This window comes from Domibacillus aminovorans (genome assembly GCF_001643235.1).
Lineage (GTDB): Bacteria > Bacillota > Bacilli > Bacillales > Domibacillaceae > Domibacillus > Domibacillus aminovorans.
Genome location: NZ_LQWY01000003.1, coordinates 43,088 through 55,418 on the forward strand (window position 1 = coordinate 43,088; position 12,331 = coordinate 55,418).

Below are 12,331 nucleotides of genomic sequence, written 5' to 3' on the forward strand. Positions count from 1 at the left end.
TCAATCTCCCTTTTCATAATGTATAATCATTTGAATAACGTTCATTCATCATTTTACCATGACGGGTGATGCGGCGGGAAAAATATTTCGGTTGATTCTCTCTTAAAAGTGACGTACTCTTTTAACGAAATACAGATGATATTGGTGAATGATTGACAAGTATGATATGATAGTTAGGAACATACGTTTCATTGTGCGGTTTTTTAGAAAGAGAGGGAAATTTTATGGCGGATTCAAAGCAACAACCAGTATACAATGATGAATCCATTCAGGTGCTTGAAGGACTTGAAGCAGTCCGGAAGCGCCCGGGAATGTATATAGGTTCGACGGATGGGAGAGGTCTGCACCATCTTGTTTATGAAATTGTAGACAACTCGGTCGATGAAGCACTCGGCGGACATGGTAAAGAAATCAATGTTACAATCCATGAAGATAATTCGATCAGCGTGCGTGACTATGGCCGCGGTATGCCGACTGGGATGCATCGCACAGGGAAACCGACAACAGAAGTCATTTTGACGGTTCTTCATGCGGGTGGGAAATTTGGTCAGGGTGGCTATAAAACAAGCGGTGGATTGCACGGTGTAGGTGCATCGGTTGTAAATGCTTTATCTGAGACATTGACTGTTACTATATGGCGTGACGGCTTCCGATATGAACAGCATTTTCAAGATGGTGGAAAGCCCGCCACGACACTTGAGAAAAAAGGTAAAGCAAAAACGACTGGAACAGAACTTCATTTTAAACCGGATCCGACTATATTCTCGACGACTGTGTATCAATTTGATACACTCGGCGAACGGTTGCGAGAGTCGGCGTTTTTATTAAAAGGATTAAAAATAACGCTTGAAGATAAACGGAAGGACCAGGAACAAGTAGAAGAATATTACTATGAAAACGGCATTGAAGAATTCGTCAAATACTTGAACGAAGAAAAAGACGCTCTTCATCCCGTTGCGTCTTTTTTCGGCACACAAAATAACATTGAAGCGGAATTTGCGTTTCAATTTAATGACGGTTTTTCAGAGAATGTTCTGTCATTTGTCAATAATGTCCGGACGAAAGACGGGGGAACACATGAAGCTGGGGCACGTGCAGCGATAACGCGCACATTTAATGAATATGCACGGAAAAGCAGTCTGTTAAAAGAAAAAGATAAAAATTTAGAAGGAACGGATATTCGTGAAGGGCTGACAGCTATTGTATCAGTCCGTGTACCGGAAAACATGCTTCAGTTTGAAGGGCAGACAAAAGGAAAGCTTGGCACAGGAGAAGCGCGCTCGGCAGTTGATCAAATCGTATCGGAAAAGCTTCTTTATTTATTAGAGGAAAACCCGGAAGTCAGTACACTTCTCATAAAAAAAGCAGTAAAAGCGGCACAAGCGCGTGAAGCAGCCCGAAAAGCACGTGAAGATGCCAGAAGCGGAAAAAAACGTAAAAAAGGCGAATCCATTTTATCTGGAAAACTGACACCGGCACAGTCGCGCAATCCAGAAAAAAATGAACTATATCTTGTCGAAGGAGACTCGGCGGGCGGTTCGGCGAAACAAGGACGGGACCGCCGTTTTCAGGCTGTTTTGCCGCTTAGAGGGAAAGTCATTAATACCGAGAAAGCAAAACTTGCTGATATTTTTAAAAATGAAGAAATTAATACAATTATTCATGCAGTCGGCGCCGGTGTAGGACCGGATTTTGCTGTAGAAGATGCAAATTACAATAAAGTGATTATTATGACGGATGCCGATACAGATGGTGCGCATATTCAAGTGCTCCTTTTAACCTTTTTCTACCGATATATGAAGCCGCTCATTGACAGTGGAAAAGTATTTATTGCGATGCCGCCATTATTTAAAGTAAGCAAAGGCACCGGCAAAAAAGAAGTTGCAGAATATGTTTGGACAGAACGTGAACTTGATTCTAAGCTGAAGAAAATGGGCAAAGGGACGACGATTCAGCGCTATAAAGGTCTTGGTGAGATGAATGCTGATCAGCTCTGGGATACGACAATGAATCCAGAAACGAGGACGCTGATCCGGGTAACGATTGACGACATCGCCCGTGCAGAGCGCCGTATTATGGTTTTAATGGGGGATAAAGTTGAGCCACGCAGAAAATGGATCGAGTCAAATGTTGCATTTGGACTTGAAGAAGAAGCAGTGCTCTTAGAAAATGATCAGTTGTCCGGTATCAGGGAGGAATAATTAATGGAAAAGGAAAACATTCAAGATTTACCGCTTGAAGACGTCGTTGGTGACCGATTCGGGCGGTACAGTAAATACATTATTCAAGAGCGTGCGCTGCCTGATGCACGTGACGGATTAAAACCAGTACAGCGCCGTATTTTATTTTCGATGCATACAGAAGGAAATACGCATCAAAAACCGTTCCGGAAAGCCGCCAAAACGGTTGGGAATGTCATTGGTAACTACCATCCTCATGGCGACTCGTCCGTCTATGACGCGATGGTCCGTCTTAGTCAGCACTGGAAAATACGGACGCCGCTCATTGAAATGCATGGAAATAATGGCTCTGTAGATGGCGATCCGCCTGCAGCCATGCGCTATACCGAAACGAGATTGTCCGCTATTGCGGGTGAACTGTTAACCGATATCGAAAAACAGACCGTTGATTTCATTCCAAACTTCGATGAATCGACGAGCGAGCCGGTTGTACTTCCCGCGAGATTTCCAAATTTGCTTGTCAATGGATCAACAGGAATTTCAGCCGGGTATGCGACAGAAATTCCACCGCATCGCCTCGATGAAGTAATCGACGCAGCTATTATGCGGATGGAACAGCCGGATTGTACGGTTGAACAGTTGATGACTGTTATTCCAGGCCCTGATTTTCCAACGGGTGGTATTATCCAAGGCGTTGACGGTATTGAAAAAGCGTATAAAACAGGCAAAGGCAAAATTGTCATCCGCAGCCGTGCAGAAATTGAAGACGTTCGCGGCGGCCGTCAGCGCATCGTTGTGACGGAAATTCCATACGAAGTGAATAAAGCATCACTCGTGAAAAAAATGGATGAACTCCGCATTGATCGAAAGCTTGATGGGATTTCGGAAGTGCGTGATGAAACGGACCGGACGGGACTTCGAATCGTTATTGATTTGAAAAAAGAAGCTGATGCTGAACTTACGTTAAACTATTTGTACAAAGCAACGGATTTACAGGTTGCGTACAATTTCAATATGGTGGCGATTTACAATAAACGCCCTATTTTAATGGGGCTGAACCGCATGCTCGATGCGTATATCGAACATCGGAAAGAAGTCGTGACAAACCGGTCTATATATGATCTTGAAAAGGCAAAAGCGCGTCATCACATTGTAGCGGGCTTAATGAAAGCTTTGTCGATTCTAGATGAAGTGATCGCTTGCATTCGTGCATCTAAAGATAAACAAGATGCAAAAAACCGTCTTGTAGCGGAATTTGCTTTTACAGAAGCGCAGGCGGAAGCCATTGTTACATTACAGCTATACCGGTTAACGAATACGGATATTACCGCCCTTGAAAAAGAATCGGCAGAGCTTGAAAAAACAATTGAGCAGCTTGAAGCTATTTTAGCGAGTGGGAATAAACTTGTATTAGTAGTTAAACGGGAATTGAAAGAATTGAAAAAAACGTATGCAACAGAGCGGCGCACAAGCATTGAAGAAAAAATTCAGGAAATAAAAATTGATCGTGAAGCAATGATTACGAGCGAAGAAGTCATTGTGTCTGTCACGCGTGAAGGATATATTAAGCGGACGGGCATCCGGTCATATACGGCATCCGGAGGGCTTCCGGCAATGAAAGAATCAGATGGTCTTTTATTTAAACAAGAGATGAACACGACCGATGTTCTTCTTGTATTCACAAGCAAAGGCAGCTATTTGTATTTACCAGTGCATGAGTTGCCAGATATTCGCTGGAAAGACACTGGTCAGCATGCTGCAGGTCTCGTAAACGGGTTGAAAGACGAATCCATCATAGCCGTTTATCCTGTCCAAGATTTTACAAAACAGAACTATATGCTTTTTACAACAAAAACAGGCATGGTGAAACGAACAGGGCTGTCTCAATTTAAAGTACAGCGCTACTCGCGCCCGCTGATGGCGATGAATGTAAAAGACGATGATGAAATATGTACAGTTGTGATGACAGATGGCCGTTCCGATGTAATGCTCATCACGCATTTTGGCTATGGCGTCCGCTTTGGAGAAGAAGAAGTACCAGTTGTCGGCCCCCGTGCTGCCGGGGTGAAAGGTCTAAGTTTAAAAGAAGACGATTATGCCATTGCGGCCATTGCCTCTCCGGATGGAGATCACGCGCAGTTTGTCGTTGTGACAAATCGGGGTGCGGTGAAACGGAGTGGATTTGACCAATTTGAACGGACGACAAGGGTGAAACGCGGTGTAGTGTTGTTAAGAGAACTGAAAAGCAATCCGCATCGTATCGTCGGTGCCGCTCTCATTGATGAACATCATGCATATTTGTTGAGAACGAAAAAAGGGGAAGATATTGAGATACACGTACAGTCATTTAAAAAAGTAGATCGTTATTCAAATGGTTCTTTTGTTGTTGATGAAAAAGAACAGGGAATGGTTCAGCGTCTTCTTTTGTCGGAAAAGACAGCAGATTAATAAAAAAAGCTTTGCGTCAGCATGATGCAAAGCTTTTTTATGATAATCAGTTATTTGGTTACTAAATACATTATGTACAAAATTCAAAATAATATATTTAAAAAACAACCAAATAAATAATATAAACGAAGACATTTGCATAATTTAGGGTGAGAGAAGAGGGATTTTCTATAAATATGCCGAAATGAAGTTACTAAATAGGCACAGTGTCTTGACTTTTTTGTAGAAAGAAAGGGGAATACACGGTCAGTGGACAAACTTTTAAAATTAGAATGTCAGAAGCAGGAATTACGATCTGCCAATCGTTTTACGCACGTAAAGGACAATCAGTTTGAAGAGATTTGTGGACATGTGGCAGAAGGAGTTTTATTTGTTGATGATGAATGGGGATTAACATATATAAACGAGCAGTATGAATCACTACTTGGTGTTGATAGTGGAGCATTGATCGGGAAGAATATATGGAGTGTATTTCCAGAGTGGAGCGGTAGTTTATATGAGCGGAATCTGCAAGAAGTCGCCGCGACACGGCAGGTGATGAAATTTGAGATTTTTTCTAAAATGTATAGCCGGTACTTTGAAATATGTGTGTTTCCTCAGCCAACAGGACTGTCCATATTTATGAAAGACATACATGATCAACATATGATGTGTACCCGTCTACGGGAAATAGAGCAGCGGATGATAGAAATGAGCGAAAATATAAGAGAAATGTTTTGCATATATACCGTTGGAGATATCGAAATATTATATATAAGCGAAGCATTTGAAGAAATATGGGGAATCAAGAGAGAAACGATTTATAAAAACCCTTTATCACTTATTGAAACTGTTTGTCTAGAGGACAGAGATATGTTTATTAGACAACTACACCACCCCGAAGGCACGTTCGATTATCAGATTATTCGAGCTGATGGCTGTATTCGCTGGATCCGCTCTCGCCAGAATGTCGTGTATAATAATCAGGATGAACCTGTACGTGTGATTAGTGTTTCTGAAGACATCACGGAATTAAAAGAAAAAGAGGAGCTTATTCACAATGCCGATACGCTCGGAGCAATTGGCCAGCTGGCAGCGGGTATTGCCCATGAGATTCGTAATCCAATGACAGCCATTAAAGGATTCGTGCAACTCTGGCAGCAAGAAACGTTCAATCCTTATAGTGAAATTATTTTATCGGAACTCGCCCGGGTTGAGTTTATTATGAACGAATTTTTAATGCTTGCAAAGCCGCAGAAAACGAAAAAAATGAATGCAGTCAATTTGCATGCCCTAATCGATGAAGTCGTCACATTTATGCGTGCGGAAGCGTCTTTAAAAGATATTGAAATTAAAATGGATATAGAAGGTTCGCTGCCATTGATTGAGGCGGAACCAAAGCAAATTAAACAGGTCATGATTAACTTGATAAAGAACGGCATGGAAGCGATGTCTGATGGCGGCTGTGTGGTCGTTTCAGCAACATGTGTACAGGAGTCTGTCCTCATCCATATCATTGATCAAGGAGTAGGTATTCCAAAAGAGGCTATTCCACGCCTTGGAGAAGCATTTTATTCAAATAAAGAAAAAGGAACGGGACTCGGTCTGATGGTCAGCATGAAAATGATTGCTCATCACAACGGCAATTTGTCTTTTACAAGTGAAGAAGGAAAAGGAACGAAAGCAACGATCACATTACCTGTAAACAAGGAAACTTGAGGTGAATATCGTGCAGATTATTGCTTTTTTCATTCATCTATTCATTTACGCCATTCCGGTTTTTTTCGTGACGCTATTTATCCGCTTATTTAAATCAGAACAAAAATTGAACCGGCGTTTAGGAGAAAGAGAGCGGTTGAAAAAAGAAGAGTAAGTTTTTTTCACTCAATTCATTCTTTTGTCGAAAAATAGGTTTCACCACTTTGAAATGGTGATATATTGAAGTAGACAAAAGAATGAGAGGTGAAGATTATGATTAAAGAATTTAAAGAGTTTGCGATGCGCGGGAACGTTATTGATCTTGCGGTCGGAGTTATTCTAGGTGCAGCGTTCGGTAAAATTGTGGCGTCACTTGTTAGTGACATCATTATGCCGCTTATTGGTCTTTTGCTTGGCGGAATTGATTTCTCCAATTTATCAATTACCGTTGGCGATGCAGTCGTAAAGTACGGACTGTTTATTCAAACGATTGTTGATTTTGTGATTATAGCCTTTTCTATTTTCCTATTTATTAAACTCTTTAATAAAATTTACATTCGTGAGAAAAAAGTCGAAGAAGCGCCTCCTTCTTTAACGAAAGAAGAAGAGCTGTTAACTGAAATCCGCGACTTATTACAAACAAAACAGCTATAAAAAGATGTCCGGGCAGCCGCCTGGCATCTTTTTTTATGAAACCTTTGTAAAAGCGAACTAATTTTCGTGCGCATTTAATCCACGTGTGTTACAATTGAACGCTCAGTCATTTTAGAAGCGGATTAGAACAGGGGGAACAAGGAGATTTACTTGGGGCGATAAAGTTGTTTACAAAAACAAGTTTCTATCAAAAAATGCTGGAAGCCTTTTATAGATAATAAGAAAGCAGGTTTTAGAATGACTGGAAAAAATATACATAAATTCCCACTGCTCATTTTAATGATGAATATGTTTATCGTTATGACTGGAATCGGGCTTGTCATTCCAATTATGCCGACGATTGTTCATGAATTTGGAGCAAGCGGAAAAACATATGGATTTTTAATCGCTACGTTTGCTTTTGCGCAATTTTTATTCTCACCACTTGCTGGTGATTTATCTGACCGATTCGGTCGTAAAAAAGCCATTATTTTCGGTTTAGTGTTGTTTTCATTATCCCAATTTTTATTTGCTTTTTCAGAGACTCTTGTATTGTTATATGTATCCCGCGTAATCGGCGGGATTGGTGGGGCGTTTATGATTCCATCTATGATGGCGTTTGTTGCGGATATTACGACACTCGAAACACGTGCGAAAGGAATGGGTCGGCTCGGTGCTGCGATGTCATTCGGGTTTGTCGTCGGCCCTGGCATTGGGGGTTTTCTGGCAGCGTTCGGTTTGCGTGCACCATTTGTGATAGCTGGTACAGTAGCGACGCTTGCAGCTATTTTGTCTGTTTTCTTTTTGAAAGAGCCTGAAAAAGAGGCAGCAGTACAGACAGCGGTCAAGCAGCGTGAATCTCTATTAAAGCAGCTTGCTCTCTCAGTCAAGAAGTCGTATTTCATTTTACTCATCATGATGTTTACTCTTTCATTTGGTCTTGCCAATTACCAATCAACGATCAGCTTGTATGCAGATGAAAAATTTGGCTTTAGCCCATCAGATATCTCGATCTTAATGGTTGTTGGTGGTCTTGTTGGCGTGATTGTTCAAGCATTTGTGCTCGATCGTGTACTCGAGCGTTTTGGGGAAGTACGTGTCATGAATACGATGCTTGTTGTTGCAGGGATATCCATGCTGAGTATTTTGCTGGCGACTGGATTTGTATCGGTATTAGTTATTTCTGGCGTGTTTTTCACGGCAGCTTCCCTTTTGCGGCCAGCCATTAATACGACTGTATCGAAAATGGCTGGGAACGAACAGGGCTTTGCAGCAGGAATGAACAATGCGTATATGAGTATTGGTAATATGATCGGTCCAGCTCTGGCTGGAATGCTATTCGATATGAGCATGGGGCTTCCTTATATATTCGGGGCACTCATTATCGGTGTTACGCTCATTATTTGTATGAACTGGGCAAGAGGAAGGAAAAGACAAAACGTCTCCAGCTCGGTCTAATAAAAAAGAGTGCAGGCAGAGGAGGCCCGCACTCTTTTTTTATCCTCTTGATGCAAAATCGACAATATCATCCGGTGTTGCGGCTTTTAAATCAGGGCCGTTGATCAATGACTCGTCGTCATAACCCCACGATGTCCAGACGACACGAAGGCCGGACTTTTTACTTGCATCGATATCACGCTGTTCATCGCCGGCATAAAAGGCATCTTCTACTGTGTAATCGTACTGCTTAAGCAGCTTTTTAATGAGTTTGTCTTTGCTGAAAATGTATTTGGAAGATAAAATATCATGTACATAGTTGATGCCATTTAATTCAAGGCAATTTTTAATGATGTCGCTTGCGTTAGATGAAATAATAGCAATATGAATGCCACGGCTGTTCAATTCATCAAGCATTTGCTTTATACCGGGAAAAAGCGGAAGTGTTTCTCGGGATTCACGTACGTAGCGGTATAATTTCGGAGCGGCGAATGGTATGTTACGCATCGGGAAATTTAAATGACGGCACCGCTCTGGAATACTCATTCTTTTTAAATCATCTAAATCTTCCGGGTCAACTTTATTATAGCCTTCCTGTTCAGCAAAATTGTTATAGGCTTTAATAAACACCTGGAGGGAATCAGAAAGTGTTCCATCAAAATCAAATATTACACATTTTGTCATATAAATATCACCCTTTCGAATAAGGACAGAGTTGCCCACGTATACTGTTAGTTTAACACTGGAATGGTACGTCAAACATAAAAAAGATTTTTTTTCAGGATGTATGCATTCTGTTATAATGAGAAATGGAAAATCAAAAGAGAAGGAATGACCAATATGATCGTAAAAACAGATAAAGAATTGCAAGCATTAAAAAAAATTGGCGGCATTGTCGCGGCTATTCGTGATGAAATGCGAGCTTATACGAAACCAGGTGTAACAACAAAAGAAATTGATGAACTTGGGGGTCGTTTATTTAAAAAGTACGGTGCCATTTCTGGCCCTAAAAGTGAATATGATTTCCCTGGCTTTACATGTATTAGCGTTAACGATGAAGTAGCACATGGTATTCCGGGAAGCCGTGTTATTTTAGAAGGAGATCTTGTGAATATTGATGTATCCGGTTCCTATGATGGTTATTTTGCGGATACAGGCATTTCATTCGTCGTTGGTAAGGGCGAACCGATTTTAACGAAATTATGTGAAGCAGCAGAGCAGTCATTTGAACGCGGCCTTCTGAAAATAAAAGCAGGCGCCAAGCAAAATCAAATCGGGAAAGCCGTTGCCAATGAAGCACGCCGGAATGGATTTGCGGTCATTAAAAATTTAACAGGCCACGGTATCGGTAAATCACTACATGAAGCACCGGATCATATAATGAATTATTTTGATCCTTGGGATAATGCCCTTTTAAAAGAAGGCATGGTACTTGCGTTTGAACCGTTCGTATCAGAAAAAGCAGATATGATTAAAGAATCAGGGGACGGATGGACGTTCAAAACACCTGATGGCAGCCGAGTCGCGCAAATTGAACATACGGTCATTGTAACGAAAGGCGAGCCGATTATTTTAACGAAATAATCAGTTGCCAATTCTGAATATACAATACATGTTGTTCAGAATATTTATATATCAACGTTTCAAACCCCATATATCAATAAATTATGGGGCTGTTTTTTATTATTTTTACACTCTCTGACCATAAATTGACCATTTTTTATTTCATCCCTTTCCCAATAATTACGTTTTTCTTCTTTTACCAAAAAATCTTCTACTTTTATTGAAACGACAACATGCTGCATAGGATTTCTTTCAATGTATTCCATTCGTTTAGCATATTTAAAAACAGCATTGATTAAATTTTTAATGTCTCTTCCAATGCTGACTTAAAAAAAGGCATCCATTCTTTTCAAGAACGCTTTTGCGGATTGACTTAAATATTTATCATTACGATAAAACATTTCTAACTTCCTGGTAGGTGAATGCTTGATTGAAATTGCACGGATACCGAGCGACTGGAAACTTTCAATCAGTTGACTAGGTTGAATAGTAGCCCCAATCCCTTCTTTTACGAGTTGAAACAAGGAAGTAGCTGATCCTGTTTCCATAAGCGTATCGATAGAAATTTCTTGATTTTTGCACCATGTATCAATCAAATCACGTCCATAGAATCCCTTAGGATACATAACTAAAGGTACATTTACCAAGTTTTCCGGTAAAATAATTTCTTTTTCTGCTAAATCATGTTCTTTATTAACATAAAGACTATACGTTTCGGTATAAAAAGGTATACGATTTAAACGACTGTCTGGTTGAATCGCTAAACCAACCCCAATATCAACTTCATTTTCTAGCACTTTATTTAAAATATCAATTGATGGAATCACTTGAACTTTAGTATTTGGGAATTCCTTGTGAAAATCTATTAGTAATGATGTTAATCGATAATCAAGATCGGATGGTAGTACCGCTACACGTAAGTGACCGGTATTCAGATTTGTAAGATCTTCTATGGAATTTTTTGCATTTTCTAGTAGTTGAACAATTTGTAAAGCGTAAATATACAATGAATGCGATGATAAAGGAAGGAGGCGTTTCCTGTGCGTTTTGTTTATCTCGCTATGATTATATTTTTTGTTTCATTGAATTTAAGACCATCCATTACTTCTGTTGGTCCTTTACTTGATATCATCCAAACAGATTTAGGAATGAGTGGGGTGACAGCTAGTTTAATAACGACGCTACCTGTTTTTTGTATGGGCCTATTTGCCATTTTAGCCATTAGGTTAAATAACCTTTTAGGAATTGAAAGATCTTTACTTCTAGCAATGCTTTTGATATTAATTGCCACATTCCTTCGAGTGTTCGTCAATAGTAGTCTTTTCTTACTTACTACAGCCCTATTCTCTGGGGTTGGTATAGGAATTGCTGGACCATTAATTTCAGGGTTTATAAAAAAATACTTTCCTGAAAAGCCTGGTTTAACGGGTCTATACTCCGTATCTATGGTGACTGGTGCAGCGATTGCATCTAGTTTTTCTGTACAATTATTTCAAAAAATGAATGATTCTTGGCAACATTCATTAAGTTTCTGGAGTATTTTAGCGGTACCCGCTTCTTTACTACTTCTCCCACTTCTAAAAAAAGGGGCTACAAATAAAGATTCCATATCTATTTCAGCTTTATTTATAAAAAATAAACGTGTTAATTTGTTTATATTATTTTTTGGTTGCATGGCGGCTATTTTTTATACTGTAACGGCTTGGTTGGCTCCAATCGTGCAATCAACAGGTTTAAGCTATTCTCAATCTGGCATGATCCTCACACTGTTTACAGTCATTCAAATTCCTGTAAGTTTTTTAATTCCCATACTTGTTAGTAAAACAGGGGATAGAAAAACTTGGTTACTAGTATGTAGTCTCTCTGAATTAATAGGAATTGTATTGTTACTGATACATTTCTCCCCATGGGTAACTACTATTTTTCTAGGTATCGGAGCTGGCGGTCTTTTTCCTTTGGCTCTACTAATCCCAATTGAAGAAGCTAGTAATACAGAAGAAGCTATATCATGGTCTGCTATGATGCTATTTGGCGGCTATTTGTTAGGATCTCTTGGTCCTGCATTTATTGGGCTCACAGTAGATCTATTTGACAATTTTGTTCCAGGGTTGTTAGTACTAGTGATCATTATATGTATGATGCTTTTTACTATCTTAAAAATAGGGAACAACAAAGAAAACATGGATGAAACAAAATGAACCAACATTTGGAAGGTGAATGGTTTCTTTAATAACTTTACCTCTTCAACTAAACGGGTGCGTTAGTTCAAGAAAGTGAAACATAAAGTTCAATTTTAACATAATAGTTAATATATTGCATTAAAAGCTTCCGAAATCTATGAATTCCGGAAGCTTTTTCAATATTTATTCTCGTGGTGGCATAAGAGTCAGATC

At 39.9% G+C, this 12,331-nt stretch carries 11 protein-coding genes; 8 read left to right on the forward strand and 3 right to left on the reverse strand.

Annotated features, from left to right (window positions below; genetic code table 11):
- Positions 1–224: 224 nt before the first annotated feature.
- The 6 genes from parE to AWH49_RS01465 all read left to right on the forward strand — a co-directional run bounded on the left by parE (position 225) and on the right by AWH49_RS01465 (position 8,396).
- Positions 225–2,201 carry a DNA topoisomerase IV subunit B gene (parE, locus tag AWH49_RS01445; protein ID WP_063964429.1) on the forward strand — a complete coding sequence of 659 codons (1,977 nt, stop codon included), beginning with the start codon at positions 225–227 and terminating at the stop codon, positions 2,199–2,201.
- 3 nt (positions 2,202–2,204) lie between these two features.
- Positions 2,205–4,628 (forward strand): DNA topoisomerase IV subunit A, encoded by a 2,424-nt coding sequence (gene parC / locus AWH49_RS01450; protein ID WP_063964430.1) that lies wholly within the window; start codon positions 2,205–2,207, stop codon positions 4,626–4,628.
- A gap of 249 nt (positions 4,629–4,877) precedes the next feature.
- Positions 4,878–6,326, forward strand: coding sequence for a PAS domain-containing sensor histidine kinase (locus tag AWH49_RS01455; protein WP_063964431.1), 1,449 nt, complete (start codon positions 4,878–4,880; stop codon positions 6,324–6,326).
- 10 nt (positions 6,327–6,336) lie between these two features.
- Positions 6,337–6,480 carry a hypothetical protein gene (locus tag AWH49_RS19820; protein ID WP_169815960.1) on the forward strand — a complete coding sequence of 48 codons (144 nt, stop codon included), beginning with the start codon at positions 6,337–6,339 and terminating at the stop codon, positions 6,478–6,480.
- A gap of 98 nt (positions 6,481–6,578) precedes the next feature.
- Entirely contained in the window at positions 6,579–6,959 is a 381-nt protein-coding gene (gene mscL, locus AWH49_RS01460) for a large conductance mechanosensitive channel protein MscL (protein ID WP_034284848.1), read from the forward strand.
- 237 nt (positions 6,960–7,196) lie between these two features.
- Complete coding sequence (locus AWH49_RS01465) at positions 7,197–8,396, forward strand: MFS transporter (RefSeq protein ID WP_063964432.1); 1,200 nt, start codon at positions 7,197–7,199, stop codon at positions 8,394–8,396.
- A gap of 39 nt (positions 8,397–8,435) precedes the next feature.
- Here AWH49_RS01465 and AWH49_RS01470 read toward each other — a convergent pair whose 3' ends face one another.
- Positions 8,436–9,059: an HAD hydrolase-like protein gene (locus tag AWH49_RS01470; RefSeq protein WP_063964433.1), complete on the reverse strand. Its 624-nt coding sequence runs from the start codon at positions 9,057–9,059 to the stop codon at positions 8,436–8,438.
- A gap of 156 nt (positions 9,060–9,215) precedes the next feature.
- Here AWH49_RS01470 and map point away from each other — a divergent pair, with 156 nt between their 5' ends.
- Complete coding sequence (gene map / locus AWH49_RS01475; RefSeq protein WP_063964434.1) at positions 9,216–9,959, forward strand: type I methionyl aminopeptidase; 744 nt, start codon at positions 9,216–9,218, stop codon at positions 9,957–9,959.
- A 59-nt stretch (positions 9,960–10,018) separates the two neighbouring features.
- On the opposite strand, the gene AWH49_RS19825 is transcribed toward map, so the two are convergent.
- Complete coding sequence (locus AWH49_RS19825; RefSeq protein WP_155894672.1) at positions 10,019–10,204, reverse strand: hypothetical protein; 186 nt, start codon at positions 10,202–10,204, stop codon at positions 10,019–10,021.
- A 60-nt stretch (positions 10,205–10,264) separates the two neighbouring features.
- Positions 10,265–10,945, reverse strand: a complete 681-nt coding sequence (locus AWH49_RS01480; protein WP_244886761.1) for a LysR family transcriptional regulator substrate-binding protein — start codon at positions 10,943–10,945, stop codon at positions 10,265–10,267.
- A gap of 33 nt (positions 10,946–10,978) precedes the next feature.
- Between AWH49_RS01480 and AWH49_RS01485 the strand changes: the two genes are divergently transcribed.
- Complete coding sequence (locus AWH49_RS01485; RefSeq protein WP_063964435.1) at positions 10,979–12,136, forward strand: MFS transporter; 1,158 nt, start codon at positions 10,979–10,981, stop codon at positions 12,134–12,136.
- The last annotated feature ends 195 nt before the right edge of the window (positions 12,137–12,331 follow it).